Annotated in this window: 20 protein-coding genes and 1 pseudogene; 9 read left to right on the top strand and 12 right to left on the bottom strand. The window is 47.1% G+C overall.

Going from position 1 to position 16,553, the window contains the following annotated elements; genetic code table 11:
* Window positions 1-7: 7 nt before the first annotated feature.
* The 12 genes and pseudogenes from icmH to G5S52_RS00790 all read right to left on the bottom strand — a co-directional run bounded on the left by icmH (window position 8) and on the right by G5S52_RS00790 (window position 12,052).
* Entirely contained in the window at window positions 8-799 is a 792-nt protein-coding gene (icmH, locus tag G5S52_RS00845) for a type IVB secretion system protein IcmH/DotU (protein WP_002538789.1), read from the bottom strand.
* Between the two features lie 3 nt (window positions 800-802).
* Window positions 803-2,137 carry a type VI secretion system baseplate subunit TssK gene (tssK, locus tag G5S52_RS00840; RefSeq protein ID WP_165011385.1) on the bottom strand — a complete coding sequence of 445 codons (1,335 nt, stop codon included), beginning with the start codon at window positions 2,135-2,137 and terminating at the stop codon, window positions 803-805.
* Window positions 2,138-2,139: 2 nt separating this feature from the next.
* Window positions 2,140-2,613 (bottom strand): type VI secretion system lipoprotein TssJ, encoded by a 474-nt coding sequence (gene tssJ, locus G5S52_RS00835; protein WP_062663834.1) that lies wholly within the window; start codon window positions 2,611-2,613, stop codon window positions 2,140-2,142.
* A 4-nt stretch (window positions 2,614-2,617) separates the two neighbouring features.
* Entirely contained in the window at window positions 2,618-4,069 is a 1,452-nt protein-coding gene (tagH, locus tag G5S52_RS00830) for a type VI secretion system-associated FHA domain protein TagH (RefSeq protein WP_165011384.1), read from the bottom strand.
* An 8-nt stretch (window positions 4,070-4,077) separates the two neighbouring features.
* Window positions 4,078-5,121 (bottom strand): type VI secretion system baseplate subunit TssG, encoded by a 1,044-nt coding sequence (gene tssG, locus G5S52_RS00825; protein ID WP_165011383.1) that lies wholly within the window; start codon window positions 5,119-5,121, stop codon window positions 4,078-4,080.
* Window positions 5,085-6,851, bottom strand: coding sequence for a type VI secretion system baseplate subunit TssF (gene tssF / locus G5S52_RS00820; protein ID WP_165011382.1), 1,767 nt, complete (start codon window positions 6,849-6,851; stop codon window positions 5,085-5,087). Before tssF ends, tssG begins: the two co-directional genes overlap by 37 nt.
* Window positions 6,852-7,289, bottom strand: a complete 438-nt coding sequence (gene tssE, locus G5S52_RS00815) for a type VI secretion system baseplate subunit TssE (protein ID WP_165011381.1) — start codon at window positions 7,287-7,289, stop codon at window positions 6,852-6,854. It abuts the gene before it with no gap.
* Between the two features lie 3 nt (window positions 7,290-7,292).
* Window positions 7,293-8,764: pseudogene (gene tssC, locus G5S52_RS00810) on the bottom strand (type VI secretion system contractile sheath large subunit).
* 29 nt (window positions 8,765-8,793) lie between these two features.
* The gene (gene tssB, locus G5S52_RS00805) at window positions 8,794-9,306 is read right to left on the bottom strand and encodes a type VI secretion system contractile sheath small subunit (protein WP_002538780.1); all 513 of its coding nucleotides are present in this window, start codon (window positions 9,304-9,306) and stop codon (window positions 8,794-8,796) included.
* Window positions 9,307-10,096: 790 nt separating this feature from the next.
* Entirely contained in the window at window positions 10,097-10,381 is a 285-nt protein-coding gene (locus G5S52_RS00800) for a type VI secretion system PAAR protein (protein ID WP_165011380.1), read from the bottom strand.
* Window positions 10,382-10,711: 330 nt separating this feature from the next.
* The gene (locus G5S52_RS00795; protein WP_205743725.1) at window positions 10,712-11,488 is read right to left on the bottom strand and encodes a phospholipase A; all 777 of its coding nucleotides are present in this window, start codon (window positions 11,486-11,488) and stop codon (window positions 10,712-10,714) included.
* A gap of 216 nt (window positions 11,489-11,704) precedes the next feature.
* On the bottom strand, window positions 11,705-12,052 hold the full coding sequence (locus G5S52_RS00790) for a hypothetical protein (protein ID WP_165011379.1): 348 nt from the start codon (window positions 12,050-12,052) through the stop codon (window positions 11,705-11,707).
* 730 nt (window positions 12,053-12,782) lie between these two features.
* Between G5S52_RS00790 and G5S52_RS00785 the strand changes: the two genes are divergently transcribed.
* The 9 genes from G5S52_RS00785 (at window position 12,783) to G5S52_RS00745 (ending at window position 16,543) form a co-directional block, all read left to right on the top strand.
* Window positions 12,783-13,943, top strand: coding sequence for an AraC family transcriptional regulator (locus tag G5S52_RS00785; RefSeq protein ID WP_165011378.1), 1,161 nt, complete (start codon window positions 12,783-12,785; stop codon window positions 13,941-13,943).
* Between the two features lie 94 nt (window positions 13,944-14,037).
* Entirely contained in the window at window positions 14,038-14,238 is a 201-nt protein-coding gene (locus tag G5S52_RS00780; RefSeq protein WP_165011377.1) for a RebB family R body protein, read from the top strand.
* Window positions 14,239-14,290: 52 nt separating this feature from the next.
* On the top strand, window positions 14,291-14,557 hold the full coding sequence (locus G5S52_RS00775; RefSeq protein WP_165011376.1) for a RebB family R body protein: 267 nt from the start codon (window positions 14,291-14,293) through the stop codon (window positions 14,555-14,557).
* A gap of 23 nt (window positions 14,558-14,580) precedes the next feature.
* A complete protein-coding gene (locus G5S52_RS00770; protein ID WP_165011375.1) occupies window positions 14,581-14,844 on the top strand; it encodes a RebB family R body protein in 264 nt (87 codons plus the stop codon).
* 46 nt (window positions 14,845-14,890) lie between these two features.
* Complete coding sequence (locus G5S52_RS00765) at window positions 14,891-15,154, top strand: RebB family R body protein (protein WP_165011374.1); 264 nt, start codon at window positions 14,891-14,893, stop codon at window positions 15,152-15,154.
* Between the two features lie 59 nt (window positions 15,155-15,213).
* Window positions 15,214-15,504: a hypothetical protein gene (locus tag G5S52_RS00760; protein WP_165011373.1), complete on the top strand. Its 291-nt coding sequence runs from the start codon at window positions 15,214-15,216 to the stop codon at window positions 15,502-15,504.
* 90 nt (window positions 15,505-15,594) lie between these two features.
* Complete coding sequence (locus G5S52_RS00755; protein WP_165011372.1) at window positions 15,595-16,011, top strand: RebB family R body protein; 417 nt, start codon at window positions 15,595-15,597, stop codon at window positions 16,009-16,011.
* Window positions 16,004-16,264 (top strand): hypothetical protein, encoded by a 261-nt coding sequence (locus tag G5S52_RS00750; RefSeq protein ID WP_165011371.1) that lies wholly within the window; start codon window positions 16,004-16,006, stop codon window positions 16,262-16,264. The genes G5S52_RS00755 and G5S52_RS00750 overlap by 8 nt, the downstream gene beginning before the upstream one ends.
* Window positions 16,265-16,276: 12 nt before the next feature.
* Window positions 16,277-16,543, top strand: a complete 267-nt coding sequence (locus G5S52_RS00745; protein ID WP_165011370.1) for a RebB family R body protein — start codon at window positions 16,277-16,279, stop codon at window positions 16,541-16,543.
* The last annotated feature ends 10 nt before the right edge of the window (window positions 16,544-16,553 follow it).

The following is a 16,553-nucleotide window of genomic DNA, read 5'->3' as shown; positions in this document are numbered from 1 at the left end:
TCACCTGTTACTGAAGAAGTTGATTAAGCTGTTCAAGCACGCTGGATGTTTTATTGCTGAGTGCGATGGAGTACCCCGTAAACACCACCGCAAGCAAAGTGATAAAGCCTGCGAAGATCGTCCACACCGGTACCTGTTTACTCAGGCGGTATTTGGTAGAAACCACGTTATTCGCAGCACTTGTCAGCGAGACTTGTTCGTTGTCATCCAGTTGACGCAGCAGTTGGTGAAGCTTGGTGATCACCTTTTCATATTCTTCGCGTCCTTTTTCCATCACCTTGTAACGCCCTTCAAACCCAAGCGTCAGGCAAAGAAAGATGAATTCCAGCAGCGACTTGTAGCGCTCTGGCTCACTCTCCAGACGGGACAGAATCGTAAAGACTTTTTCGCCGCCCCAGGTTTCGTTGTGAAAGCGAGTCAACAGCGAATGTTCAGCCCACACACTGTCTGCCCCCCAAGGCGTGCTCATGATGGCTTCATCGACAAAGGAGCAAAGCACATAGCGGTAAGCCAAGATCACTGCGTGGTCATATCCTTTTTCGGTCAGTTCCACTTCAATGGCTTTCACTTCTTCTACAGCCTGCTTGTAGATGGTTTCCACGTTGTGGCATTCGGAGAGTTTTCTCACTCGAAGGGCCATCCCCAGCAGTGGGGTCGCTGCATCAATCAGTGGATTGATGTTGTCGCCTCGAAGCTTGAACCAATAATCCTGATCCGCGTCGATATTGGTCGCTTCATCAAACAGGAGGTGGTCGTAATGGCGCTCTTTATCCGGCGCATCGATATACATTTCTGCCATGGCTTAGCTCCTTATTGCCCAGAATTGCAGGTCGAGATCCGGGAAGTTACCGGCGACGTGGAAGGCGAAACCGCTGGCATTGGCCAACATCGCCCAGGCAGCGCTGGTTTTATCCAGCTGGTAATAGGTGTATCCCGCGTGGTAAGGCAACTGGCGTGGCGCAACCGGCAACGGAGAAACCGGAATACCCGGCAATTGCAGTGAGATGAGTTCGCGGATTTTTTCCACGGAAGCCACTTTGGTTTGCTGTACAAACAGCTTGCGAAGCTCTTCCATTGGCATGCGAGCGCGTACTGCCAGAATGAAGTCGGCATCGCGGACCAGCGAAGGGTCCTGAAGCGGTGCCACCATAAGGCCGTACTTGCGTTGATGAAGTTGAATAGAGACTGCACGCGGCTCCAGCACAATGCTGAGAGACTGACGAAGTCTGGTCATCACCGGCTTGAATGAAGAAACCGGCATGTCGTGCTGATAACTACCAAACTCGGGTGCCATGCGGCTTTCATCGGTGAAGGTTGCCAGCTCACCACACATGGAAGACAAAGCTTCATACAGTCTTTCAGGGTGAAGGCTACGCAGTCGCGACAGATGTTGGAGTTGCGGCTGCATGCGATTCAACGATTGAAGCAACATAAAGTCGGAAACATCTGCCACACCACCTTGGCTTGGCGCGCCGATACGTTGGGAAATGTTCTTTGCACGTTCACGCATCAGTCCCGCCATTTCGCCAATAAAACGTTGAAGCACGGACACTGCACCAACGTTCAAGTGACAAGGTACGAAGCTGTCATCGAGCAACACGCTGCCGTCAGGACGCTTTTCCAGAATGCGGGCAATCGCGATGGAGGCGTATGCACTGCGGTCTTCTTTTTCCAGCATCAAACGCAGGCAAACCGGACTCACATCAATCGGTGCCATGTCGCCTTGGAAGGTGTGAATATCACGTACTTCCTGACTGACAGAAGTGTATCGACCTGAACCTGCGCCTTCCGGCCAGGTCACTTCGGTGATCGAATCACTGCGAAGCGGAATAGCAAGATAGACAATCTGATTCGCTAGCGAACTATCAACCACTTCCAGCGCTTCTGGTTGCATGTCTTCCTGAGGAATGCGGAAGACAGTCCCGTCAGGCATCACGCCGGATGCGCTATCGAGCGCAATACGGCCGAAGCTCAGATACTCCGCGTTCAGCGTCATTTCAGTCAGGCCATAGAGATAGCGGCTGACAGAGCCTACGCGCTCATCCAGCTGATATTCCAAATTACGCTGCTGCTGTTGAAAATGCTGCGGCTTAACAAAAAGCCCTTCGTTCCAGACAACCCGGTTTCTCGCTGACATTTTTACTCCACTTTATCCAGAACGACTTCGGTGCCATCGAAGTACATAAGCAGGTGGTAAACCCGACCAACCGGCAGGACCTTAACGACTTTCTTCCAATCACTGACATCTGGGTCAGAGAAACGCGCCATCACGGAGATATAGCGCGTACTTTCATCAATCTGGAAATGGTCGATAAATTTGAATTGACCCGGAATCAAAGAAAAATCCCGGTGGTCGACGTAATTACTTTTCAGCGCGGCTTCAGCATCGCCTGCCAGTTGGTCAAAGCCGGACGCCAGAAACATGGAGTCGTCTTCCAGTTCAAAGACCTGCACTTCAATTGGTGTCGCATCGCCACTGATGTTGGGATTCACCTTCTGCGTCGCCACCAAACTGAACGTCACCGTTGTCGGTTGATCTTTTGGCAGTGCGTCATCACTGCTCGAACAACCGAAAAGCGTGAATAGCAGAAAGCAACCTAGCAGACGTTTCATCGCCTTATACCTCCAGTTGTTTCTCACGAATCTTTCGGTCGTAAGCCTGATCAAAAATTTCCCAGAACAGCTTTTCGAAACCGCGTTGGCGGTCGGAAGTCAGCTCTTTGTAATAGTTTTTGTACATGTTCCATGCCCAGGCATCTGCGGATTCTGGTGACACTTCACCAGGACGGCGATAAGCGCTGAATCGACGCATCAGCACTTCCGGCGAAAATGCACGGAGAATCTGGCCAAGCGCTTCCACGGTAGCGCTTTGCACAGCTTCGTTATGGTGTTGGATGTTGGTCAGGCTTTCGCTGATCGCGGAAGGGGCAGACAGGTGAACCATACTGCGGTCACGATCGAACATGGTTTCAACCGTTTCTTCATAAGGCAGACCAAGGCGAAGCGGGTTGTCTTCGATCGGTTGAAGGTTCTTGTTCATCATGCCAAAGCGGCTTTCCTCTACCTGCTGATGCAGCGCCAAAAGGCCACGGATAGCAGACTGCAGTGAAGCGCCCATTTCTTCTGACAGTGCCTGCATTTCAGCCATGTTGCTGCTGTTACCCGCCTGAACACCAAGACCACGGAAGATAGGACCTGTTACCAAGTGATTGCCGTCTTGTGCAGAGGCCTCACTCCCATATTCGCCCGATGCATAACCACTGAATCCGTTTTCGCCGTATGCATTTTCTGGCTTGTCAGCATTTGCGTAATCACGCCCTACTTCTTGTTCCAGGCGTTCAAGGGTTTTGTCATCCATCAGGGCATCCTCATAGGGTAAAGTCCGTTTCAGCGTAATCGCCGAACTCATTTCGTATTCGCTGTCTGCATGCACAGTTTTCTCTGCGCCGTGCCATTCGGTGTCTTTTGCCAGCAGGTAGCTTTCTTTCAACTGCTCGGCAGACATTTCCTGGTGTTCACTCAGTGGATCATCACCAGAAGAAATTTGGGGAGTGGCAGCCTCAAGGGCGGCCAAAGGGTCATCGATTACTGCATCATCAGGATTTTCAACATCGCTATCGTCACGCTCGGCGCCAATCTGCGTCGCGTCTTTTTCTGTCAGAAAGACATTTTCTAATCCATGCTGATTCGCCGAACCGTCTGAGCCCGCGGCACTTAAATGAATGCGGATTTGATAAGGACCAATCAGAACCATGTCGTTGTCTTTCAAACGCGCTGATTTGCCTGCGCCGACGGGAATCGTGGCGCCATTCATGTAGCTGGCGCCGCGAACATCAAGCAGACAAAGCTCGCCATCGATTTCAACGATCTCTGCGTGATGCGGGAACACGCGGCCTTCTCTGTCGACCAGGTTCCACTCGTCGGCACCGCTGGAACCAATTGAGCCACCTTCATGGGTAAACACATGCGTGGCGGACAAACCTGCTTCTAAGTGCTGGGTGTTGGTTACCGTGAGTGTTGCCTGCAGCAACTGCGATTCCTGTTCTATCTTGGGATAGTGTTGAGACATATTTCCCTCTACTGCCTGGCCTGAATGCGCACCATGCGCGGTCGGTCCACCTCACCCGTGAAGGATGACCAACCAAGCGATGCCGGGTTTTGCGTAGAAAGACGCATCGGCGGTGCCTGGTCAGGCTTCAAACCAAGTTCCAAATCAAAAGCCATTTGCTCACGCAGCACGAACTCCACCAACGTCAGCAGAGGCATGTATTCCTTGCCAGAGGGGAGAAAGTCGCGAAAGCGCGCTTGCGTGAGTCCATTAATGCAGATGACGAATTTTCCGCTTCGGTCAGCGACTTTGTCGCCAATCACGGTGTCCATGCCCAACGCCACATTCGCCATTCCCAGACTCATTTTTTGTTCTTGGGGAATATCGACATGACGCAGTTCCCATTGACGGATAGTGACATCTTCCAAATCAAAGCAATGCGCGATGATGCCGGAGACCACTTGAGGTGAGCGACTACGTCCTGCCAACATGCCGGCGTAAGACAACATCTTGCACCAGTTAATCGGGGTCTCGCCGCGAAGGTCACTGTCAGCCAATCCAACCAGTGCAAAAAGCTGCGCAGAAAAGGCATCTGAAGCATCTTCACGGAAGCGGATGTAGTAGCGATACTTGCGCCAGATTTGGTAAACCAGCGTGATAATTCGGTGGTTGAAGAAATCCAGAAACGGTTTTCTAAGGCCCGTTTCCTCGCTCTCAGTCAGTATTTCTTCGAGGAAGAAGCCAGGGAGTGGCGATTGTGCACCACTCATTCCAAGGAATGTGGTTTCAAGGCGATAGCGGTCACCGTTCACTTCTTCCAGCGCGGTAACATCGCTGGCAGCAAAACCTAGACCAGGATGGTTACCAAACAGCAGCTTGCTGGAGGTCGACTTTTCACTTTCCGGATCCAAATCGTTGAGGTGGTGCATAAGCTCCACCAACTGATAGAAGTTATAGGCTCTGACGTTCTTAGGCAGGCCTGATCCCTTGCTATCGCCCCCGTCCTTTTCATGAAAGTCAGGGGCAACAGTTTCCTCTATATCAGAGGTTGCTGTCCGTTCTGAATGCCCCATGTATACCTTTCCTGATTATCAGCATTGATGATCACCAACTCGTGGAAGGAGTTGATGCTGGCGTAAAGTGAGAAGAATCGGCTGAGTACGGTGCCGAAAATGTAAAGCTCGCCCTCAGAGCCAAACGCACTCTGGGTTAAGGTGATTTCTGAACGCAATCCGCGAACCGGAAGTCCACGAATGAGTTTTTCAATGGGTTTGGATTGGATATCGACAATGCCATCCAAACGCTGGCGTGATACACGCTCTGCCTGACGGTCAACCAAGGCGCGGAAGTCATAAGCTCGCAAAACTGAAGAGAGCGCATCCTTGGAAAGTAACGACAGATAGTTAAGCGACAAATTGGAAATCAGCGTCCAAAGTAATGTGCCATCAAGCATTGGCCGCATAGGCGCAGTCGGTTCGGTCAGGTTGCTGAACTTTGCATACGCGGGAGAAGAATCCGTCGGGATACTGATATCGCCTTTTCCTAGCTCCAAAGGCAATTGACGGTTTGTGCAGGTCAAGCTCAGTGAGATCGCCTCGCTGAAATCCACACACTCGGTCTCATCGCTTCGGACGAAAGAGATGTGGTGATCAAAGCCATCGGTATGAACACTGTCTTTCACACGAACGCGGTAGTAGAGCGCTTTTCTATCGCGTGCACGTTCGATTTCATGCTGAAAGCTTTCAAATGGCGTATAGGTGCGAACCTGACCGCGAATGCGTCCGACATTGTTTTCCTGCCAGCCCTGAACCAAATCCACACTGAATATTTCGTAGTGAGATGCATAACGACTGGAAGGTGTAATCTTGTATTCAGTGCTTTTCCCGTTGAGATCAATCGGATCTGCATCGTGAGAAAAGAGGTTGATGACTGGCGTGCAGTAGAGCTCGAAGCTTTCATCTTTCACGCGAACATCTGGCGGAAGCGTTTTTGAGAAGCTGAATCTCAGTGTGATTTTGCCTTGCGCTTCCTCGGGGACAAACTTGCCAAGATTTGGCACATCGAAAAACAGATAGGCTTCAGGAAACGAGAGATATTCCTGCAAAATGCGGTAACCTTCATAGACGTTTTTCGGATACGGCAAGATGGCATCATCACTGTCAAAGCCTACGGCTCTGAAGCTGTTTTTGGGTAAAGTGACAACTTTGTCGCCAGTCACCACTTCCACTTTATCGAGGTAATGACTCAACCAGAGATAAAGCATTTCAGCACTGTAGGTTTCACCTCCGAGGAAGAAACGCAGTGAGTTCAAGCCCAGTTGACCCGCCATTTGATCACCGAGAATCGTCAGCTCAACATCAACCAGCGATGCATCTCGGGTATGAACGGTAGAGACTTTGTCACGACGCAATGGATAAATATCGACACTACGACAAGTCCTGAAATGACAAACAGTGCCAAACACAGGATTGGCATCAAGTTGTGTGCCTTTCTCGATTTGTTGAGCGTAAGTCAGCGCTTTTTCGTCTGGGGAGAATTGTGCAATGCTGATGCTGGGGACCGGACGAAGATAGTTCGGCCACAGCATATTGATAATCGAGTGAGTGAGTTCAGGAAATTCGTCTTCGACTTTTTCACGCAATCTTCCCGTCAGAAACGCAAAACCCTCAAGCAAACGCTCGACATCCGGGTCGGTATTTCTGCTGTTAAGAAAGCGGGCAAGCTGAGGGTAGACTTCTGTAAATTCAACGCCTTGTTCACGCAAGAACGCCAGCTCATCCCTGAAAAATCGATTCCGTGACACTTAAACTACTCTGTACTTTCGATTGCTATCCAACAGAAGTTCCATCTGCACATTCCTGTGCAAGGCTCCTGCATTGATTGATGCGGTAACTTGAAACCTGAGATTCAGCGGGGATCCGTTATCCGGCAGTACATGAATTTCCATGCTCTTTATCCGCGGCTCATAGGTTTCAATGCATCGTCGAATGGCTCGGCGTATCTGCAAAGCGAGGTCATGTGAACTCAGGGACGCATCGTTGAAATCAACCAACCCAAGATCCGGCGCACTCAAGGACTCACCCATTCGCGCATTCAGAAGATTGGTGACATTTCTCTTCAACGACTGCAGAACCTCATCGGTATCTGGTCCCTGAGTGACAGACCGCTTTGGTGCGTCAGCTTCTAACCGTTGGAAGAAGCTGACGCCGTACGCGGAGTCCTCTGCGTCAGGTACAGCCATGGATTACTGATCCAGACGGCCTACCAAAGACAGTTCGAAGTTCGCGCCCATGTACTTGAAGTGAGGACGAACAGCCACAGAAACCTGGTACCAACCCGGATCGCCTTCCACGTCCATCACTTCCACTTTCGCTGCGCGAAGTGGACGACGGCTGCGGACTTCTGCCGGTGGGTTTTCCTGATCTGCCACATACTGACGAACCCAAGTGTTCAGCTCGCGCTCAAGATCCTGGCGCTCTTTCCAAGAACCGATCTGTTCGCGTTGCAGCACTTTGATGTAGTGCGCCAAACGGTTGATGATCATCATGTATGGCAGCTGGGTACCCAGCTTGTAGTTGGTCTCTGCTTCTTTGCCTTCTTTGGTGTTCGGGAACACTTTTGGCTTCTGGATAGAGTTTGCAGAGAAGAAAGCGGCGTTATCGCTGCCTTTACGCATTGTCAGAGAGATAAAGCCTTCTTCGGCCAGCTCAAATTCTTTGCGGTCAGTGATAAGCACTTCGGTAGGGATTTTTGCTTGAAGCGCACCCAGTGATTCAAACAGGTGAACAGGCAGATCTTCCACTGCACCGCCACTTTGTGGACCAATGATGTTCGGACACCAGCGGTATTTCGCGAAGCTGTCAGTCAAACGTGAAGCCAGTGCGAACGCAGTGTTACCCCACAGGTAGCTTTCGTGTGAATCGGATACGTTTTCACGGTAGTTGAAAGACGTGATTGGATTTTCAACTGGATCGTAAGGAACACGCAGCAGGAAGCGTGGTGCAGTCAGACCCAGGTAGCGCGCATCTTCAGACTCGCGCAGTGAACGCCATTTGGTGTAACGCGGGCTTTCGAAAGTAGCAGACAGATCTTTCAGGTTTGGCAACTCTTCGAAAGAGTCGATACCGAAGAACTCCGGCGCCACTGAAGACAGGAATGGCGCATGAGCCATTGCACCTACTGAACCTACATATTGCAGCAGCTTCATGTCTGGTGTGCTTGGCGTGAACGCATAGTTACCAACAATAGCACCTACTGGTTCACCACCAAACTGGCCATAACCTGCTGAGTATACATGCTTGTACAGACCAGATTGCGTAGTCTCAGGAGCAAATTCAAAGTCATCCAGCAGTTCTTGTTTCGTAGCATGGAGCACTTCAATTTTGATGTTTTCGCGGAAGTCAGTGCGGTCAACCAACAACTTCAGGCCACGCCATGAAGATTCCATTTGCTGGACAGGCTCGCTGTGGAGGATTTCATCCATCTGGGCACTGATTTTCTTGTCCAGTTCAACCAGCATCTGGTCTACCAGCGCTTTATTGACTGGTTCTTCCTGCTGGTCTGAACCAATCAGGTTTTCAATGAATGCAGCTACACCTTTTTGGCGACATCATAGCCTTCTTCGCTAGGTGCCATGCGGGTTTGAGCCATGATGTCGTCGAGCAGACTGCCAGATTCATAGGCAGAACTCTCAAGCGTTTTCTCTTGTACGGACATTAACAAAATCCTTTTCTCTTCTGCGTTGATTACTGTTCGTCAGCCGGTTGCTCTTCAGCACCCACCAGCTCCAGTTCAGCGAGTAACTTCTCGCGGGAATCTTCAGATGCCAGTAGCTCTTGGAGACGGGCGCGGAAAGCAGGGATATTGCCTAGCGGGCCTTTGAGAGCAACCAGTGCTTCGCGAAGCTCAACAAGCTTCTTCAGCTCAGGCACCTGGTTTGCTACTGAATCTGGGGAGAAATCCGCCAAAGACTTGAACGACAATTCGACAGGAAGATCTTGACCTTCCTCTTCTGTCATCACGTTTGGCACTGAAGTAGTCACCGAAAGGTTGCTCTCTCGCATGACCGAGGTGAAGTTGTTTTTATCGACAGAAACGGCTTCGCGTTCTTCGATTGAGGTGTCTTCTGGGTGACCTTTGAAGTCGCCCAAAACGACCATTTTCAGCGGGAGTTCAATCTCCGCCTGAGCATCGCCGGTTGCTGGAACGTATTTAATGTTAATACGTTCTTTTGGAGCAACACTTCCCTCTTTCGCCATTTTACGCTCTCCTTTCGCTATAGAGACTTTATGGATTAAACATGTTTACGTTTCGACTTTTCACCGCAGAAAAAGCAACACCCAGATAGATGTAAATGCTATTAAGCAGCCAATAACCCCTGAAAAACTTAGAAGCAGGAGAAATTAAAGAAAACGGATCCCAACCGGATTTCTTGCATTAAGAAACGGCTAAGTTAGACATTGCTAATTAATCTATATGTACAGCAAAAAGAACTTTGGAGGGAAAAAGAAGAGAACAAGGAAAGTCTGGTGAAATGCAGAAATAACTACGTCGTCAATGCTTGCGACAATATGCATAACACTCAAACATGATCACTTGTTAAGCTTGTACCACCTTAGAACCTTGCCAACCAACGTTTTGTATTTATTATATTTTATCTGGACATGACATTTAAACACATCCCGACCATTCAAAATTAAAAGGAGCTGACTCTGTCAAACAGTTCGTTTGCAAAAAATCTAATCTCTATCGAACGGATTTAATTTATGCCCATATCATTATTCAAATTGGACTTTACAGACAAGGGGGATGAGACAATTTGGAGAGACAAAATAAAGAAACAAGACCTGAGTCTCTATTTATTAAATTCAAGACACTAGAGTCAAGAAAGCTGACCACTTTAGTATTAACTTTCGAACTAATACTTTATTAATAAAAAACAATACGCCCATTTGGCTGCATTGTTATATGCAACAATTAACAATACACTTGTTGTGTTTTATTTGTCACTTATATAAGAAGAGCTGGGTAATAAATTGAATATTGAATTTATCCAATATTCACTGTTCCACCGCCAACAACCACACCACCACAACTGACCGGATCACCAGTTCTGGCAACGGGTTTACCGTTTGCAAAAACCGTCGGAGAACCCGCGGCGATGCTTCTACCATGAGGCGGAGATTTGGGTTTGTCGTGCGGAGCCAATGCGTCTCCTTGACGCGCAAGCGGAATGCCATCCACTTTCACATCTGGAGAAGCGGCGACAACGGGAGAAGGATGAAAACCATCATGATCTGTCCCAATATTGCCAAGTACTACCGCATTTCCCATTTCACGCTCCTACCCTGATAAATCTGATTCCTGTGTGATACAAAGCAATTAGCAGACCATAAATTACTCGCCAAACATTCAAAGAGTTAGACGTCTGCTCTTACCAGTTTGAGCAAGAAATTGCCCACCTTTCAGGTAACTAGTTGCCCAACTGGTCATTTTTTGCCCTGATATCATTGTCTAAATCTGACAACGTTTGATGAGTCGAGCTAACTCCAAAGCATGAGAAAAGAACTAGTAAATTGCATGTACATTTTTAATGACGAAAAATTAGCTTTCATCCAAAATCTCATACCATTATGAGCTTTAGGGTCTGTTGGTCTTTGACACCTAAAAACTGAATGCGACCCCGGCTCCATAGGCACTTTCATCAAAGTTGTAGTTTGAAATAGTCAGGCCATACCCAGTTTCTGCCTTCACATAGCCTCTCAGGCCCTGATAGATAGGGAAGTTCCAACTGACGCCGTAATACAGATGGTCAAACTCATCCGCAAACAGATTACTGACCTGCAGTTTGATTTCTTGTAACTCTGTGGGCTGCCAACCTAGCTCCAGTCTCGAATATCCCAGAAAATCTGCGATTTCAGGGTTGTACGTTACATTACCTACTCTGATCCAGGGCTTGAAGCTGATGTAGCCCCACTCCCAATCATGTCGCGCATCCACATAGATCCGATTCCAACTAACTTCGTTATCACCGCCCGCCCCGTTGGACTCATGTTCAGCACCCAGGTCGATTTGCCAATTTTCAATATGGAGCCTGTAGAAGAGTTCAGGGTTGTAGTTGCTGTCTCTAAAGTAGGCAGAGCTGTCATATGCTTCCCAGTTTGAGCGTTGGGTATAAGCCAAATAGAGTCCATCGCCACCAATTTCTATCAATTGATATTTGGCACTGAACTGAAACTGTATAAACGTGTCATTAGCTTCTGTTCCATTCGGGTTTAGCGGTTCGAACTGTTGTTGGTTAACACGACGCTCTTTATAGAAAGGAAGGAAGTAATTGTCTTTGTGGGCAGATAGTCCTTCGATAGCTGCTACAGCACTTGAAGGGAAAAACAACAGGCTGCTGATGGAAACAAAACCCGGTGCCAAAGATATCGCTCTCATCAATACTCCCTAGTGTATATCGCACTTCATGCGCTCAATTGATTAATTCGGGAGTATAGACAGAGCTAAACCTTGTCAGGTCACCCTTTTAGGGTGTGAATCAGTAATGATTCATTCGCCACAATTGAGGAAAGGCTTACCTTAATGGTGAATCTTAAGAGCCCAGAAGAAACGTTCGAACACACTTTAGCCTCCATCGAGGCTTTCTTGAAACCCTCACACCTGAAAGCCTTGTTTTTGGAAACGCACATTCCATTTACCCTTGTTTTCTTTCTCGCAGTTTTCTTCCGTATCAAATTGCACGTGCTTGCTCATATCTTTCACTTTGATATCGATAGAATCCAATGCATCTTTGATAAGCTGATGGAAGCGTTCTTGGTTGGCTAACGCCAAATTTTCCTGTGTGTCAAAGACACAAACGATGTTTAGCGAGTTCGGGAACCTGTCGTAATTTACAAAGTGGGTCAGCCACTCGAAGCCATCATTTTCTGACTGGGCAATGTCACACACTTGGGTTAGAGCTTTTCTGAGTGAATTATCGATTTTCTTGTCTGTCTTTCTCACATTCCTCACCTTTCGAGCTTCATAGCGCATTTGCTGTTTTACAGCATGTTAGGTGGGACTGAGGGCAAACACCAGTTCGGTGTCGACCGTTTAGATTGAACCCGCATTGGTGCATACACACCCCAGAAGCAAACCACCAATACCAAAAAGCCGCTGACTCCCATCAGCGGCTTTGAGTATCCAATTCAGCTATCGTGGATTAATTTGCAAACCCAGCAGCTTGTAAAGCTATAACAAATTCTTCGTTGGTAGGGTTTCTATTCGTATTGCTTCAATAAACACTGTATTTAGTGAGTCCTAAAAGCAATTTAGCGAAAAATGCCCCGAATTGATCTTTTTAGAAAAATTGATTGCATAAAACCACCAGTCCGGTGAAAGACTGCATTATATCTTAACCCACTCGCATCCCTTCCATTATATTTATAACAGTGAAAAGTCAAGACTATTCACTGTTATTGATTAACAACCCAAAAAGCACCCCCCATAGAAAATGAAATCCAACAAAAATAAACAATAATGACCAAACTCACTTTCTGGTCAAATTAACAAATACAACCCCTCAGCATAAAAACATTTGCGGCTCACATCTCAAATAATTATAAAACAAACCAGAGACTATCATTTTCATATATATCACCGTAAAAAAAGCCATTTAAACCAATCCATCAAACTCGTACCACGAATAGCATAGATATTCTTCGACATGGCTAGTATTTATAAGGATAATTCTATGGAAGATAAAATGGACTTCAATAATATCAAGAACACCAGTAATGAAAGATATCAATCTATACATTGCGCACCTATTCCACTTGCAAATAGCAAACCGCTAAATGAAATCAAAGAAAAAATCACATACGCATCAACAATAAATATACCTATCCTCATATCAGGCGAACCAGGAACAGAGAAAAGGACCATAGCGAAGTTAGTTCATGAAATTAACCAAAACTCAAAAGGTAAAATAATATTCCTTCCATCCTATGCAAGAACAAGTAACGGCTTTAAGTCTGTTTTGGATGAAGGAATCCAAGCCGCTAGAAATGGTACGCTTGTTCTATCAGACGTCGACTCGCTAACTGAAGAACACAAAGACTTTCTGACCTATGTGCTTGCCAACAACGATATCTATAGAAGACTAGAAGACAGCAACATACAATTGGTCGTTTCAACATCAGAGAAATCCTCCAATCGATCGGATATTTTGCGAGAAGCGCTCGGAGGCTGCATGGCCCATTTGGAGTTAAGCATTCCCCCTCTAAGCGAGCGCCCAGAAGACATTTTCTACTACATAGACAACTTCATTGACTTTTATAAAGGCTCCAACAACCTAACGCTAAGCGATGATGCAAAAGCCCTTCTCTATGCCTACTCTTGGCCCGGCAATGTAAATGAACTCAGGAATGTAGTCGTTCAGCTAATCTCTTTAAAAAAATCATATATCTGTAGAGATGATGTAGAGAATCTTAAATTACATGAAAAGAAAAAAACCACACTAATCGAATCTCTATACAATAAAGATATTTCCCAATTTCAGAAACTTCATCCTTCTCTCTACAAGTCTTTAGTCTTTATTAGCGAGAACTTTCTCGAAGAGATAACGTTGGAAAAAATCGCTAATAATGCGTTTTCTAGCCCATCCCACCTTTCATATCTTTTTAGAAGTAACTTACACGCATCATTTAAAAACATTCTTGTCGAACTCAGGATTCTTCATGCCAAAACATTAATTCATAATCGACCCTCGTTAAAAATCACCGAAGTCTGTATGCAATCGGGATTTGGCGACCTGAGTCATTTTGAAAAAATGTTCAAGAGACATACTGGGAGTTCACCCCGTGTATACAGAAACATTTACCGAGAGAAAAATATAGCATCAATAACCCAATAACATTGAAACACCCAAAAAGTTAATTGAACTAACCAAGTTTACAGCAGAGCAAATGAATAAACTTCTCTCATCGGAACAAAGAAGAGTCTAGATAATGAGTTTGGATATTCAAAAAATCATGAATCAATTTTGCCCTACAGCATCAAGAAACATGGTGATGAATATGGTCGCCGACTCGCTAGGCAAATCAGCGCAGAACGCTACACAGGTTCAACAGCAAATTCAGACCATTATGGTGACAAATACAGCCTTAGGTTCTGGGCTTATTTACGCCATCGCCGCTAAAGGCAAATAGCAGGTATCTGGGGCGTCATAGTGAAGCCTCATAACCACGAAGGAGCATGAAAATGCCAGTAAATGATGCCGTTACTGACTCAGTAACACAGGTCAATACCAATGTCGTTGGAGAAACGCCCGCATTGGCCGGGGGAAATCTGATGATTTCCACCAGTCAGGCGCTGGGTACATCAGCGTTAAACAGTACGGGCGCTAATCAACAAGCAACAATTGTCCATCAAACCTCAACGGTGCAAGGCATTAATAGCCTCTTTGCAACGGGCGGTGCAGTACTCGGCCGAAGCATTCAGGTCATTTTTGAGAAAAGTGCAAGCTAAACAACCATCAATAGGAGCAAACCATGGCAACAGTTAATGAGCAAATCACAGATTCAGTAACCCAGGTAAACACCAAAGTGGTCGGTGAAACGCCAGCAATGGCAATGGGCAACTTGCTTATGTCCACCAGCCACGCATTGAGCAACGCAGCGCACAACGCAACAGCGGCTCAGCAACAGGCACAAATCACCATGCAAGCAGCAACTGTGCAAGGTGTTAACTCACTGATGGCTATCGGCTCGTCTGTCATTGGACGCGGTGCTGAGTCCATCATCGAAAAAGGCTAATTGCAGCCTCTTTACTCTGAAACTTAATCAATAAAAGGAAACTAACATGCCAGTAAATGAACAAGTCACAGACTCAGTTACTCAGGTAAACACCAAAGTCGTAGGCGAAACGCCTGCCATGGCCATGGGCAACCTGCTCATGTCTACCGGTCAAGCTCTGGGCACTGCTGCTCACAACGCTACCAGCGCGCAACAACAAGCTCAGATCACTATGCAGGCAGCTACCGTTCAAGGTGTGAACGCACTTATGTCAATCGGCGCTTCTGTGGTCGGTCGCAGTGCTGAAGGCATTATTGAGAAAGACGCTTAATGCCGTTCCTCCTTTGCTGGGCAACTGGCAAAGGAGGTTTCAGTTTTAGGAGATAACCCATGAAAACCGTAAACCAACCGCCTAGCTCAGCGGAATCCGCCTATCAAGCGGCGAATCAATCTGTTGCTCAATCCACCGCGATGGCACTCGCCGACGCAACAGACAATCTTCGAAACCTGAACACACTGAGCACTACAGCCATTGGCACAGCCTTGAGTCAACTACTCGAAACGGGAGATCCTAAATATCTCACCATTATCGATGAGGCTCAGAAAGTGATTACCAAAGGCGCGGATAACTTTGGCATTGTCGGCGACAAAGTTGCCTCTGTACTCAATGAATCAAATTAACGAATACATTTTTCAATCACCACGTTACTGACACTGCCCCATCAACTCGCTTGCTGCCGGATGGGCACTACCGTCACAACAGGAGTTAGCATGGACAACAAAGACTTTCAGTTCGAAAACGAATTTGAGCACCCCGTATCCAACAACGCCATTGACCATTTCAACACGTTACAAGCATTTTCAAACCAATCTACGGGGCTATTAGAAACAACGCTTGCGGATACGCTTGGCTTATCTATGCATAACGCTGTCAGCAATCAGCAACAGTCGCAAATGACCACCGCTGCTTCCGTGACCAATGCATGCGCGCGTTTACTGCAAACACAAGCTAAACCTTCCAATTTCGGTCCCATTGAAGAAGCAGAACCTGCCATTGTTGTTACCGCTGAAGACAGGCTGGGACGAAGCCCAGCTTCAGAAACTCTGACAGAAGAAGAACCGCAAACGAAAAAGAAATTCAGTCTTATGGGATTTTTGAAGCGGAACAAAGGAGGAGACGATGCGTGATGACCCTTACCTGAAATTTAACGTGGACGAACAATTAAAGCAGATCGAAGCCTTTACAGAGAAACAGCAGCAAGACGTGACAAAACTCATTGATGACAGCCATTCACTGTTTTCTGAAGGCGTCGATGTGTCGACGGATGAAATCCAAGCACAAGTGTCTGGAATGATGAGTGATATTGAAAATCAACTCGAGCAAGAAATAGGAAAAATCAACGAGCAGTTACAGAACCTGCTCCCCCCCCAAACGCAATAATACGAGGCAAGCATGGCTAAAAAAGTTAACGAGCAAATCACAGATTCCATTACGCAAACTAATACCCAGGTCATTGGCAGCGCGCCCGCCAATGCGATGGGCAATCTGTTCACGTCAATGGGACTAGCAATGTCGAACATGAATAACAACGCGACGAACTCACAACAACAAGCACAAATCGGAATGCAAGCCGCCACGGTGCAGGGCGTAAACTCTTTAACCGCCATGGGCACTGCGGTATTGGGTCGCGCTACCGAAGAAGTCGTAGAAAAAGGTTAAACAGCAACTT

The organism is Grimontia sedimenti (assembly GCF_011045095.1).
Classification (GTDB): Bacteria; Pseudomonadota; Gammaproteobacteria; order Enterobacterales; family Vibrionaceae; genus Enterovibrio; species Enterovibrio sedimenti.
Note: the sequence above shows the minus strand (reverse complement) of the source record. Positions and strands in the feature narration are given on the sequence as shown.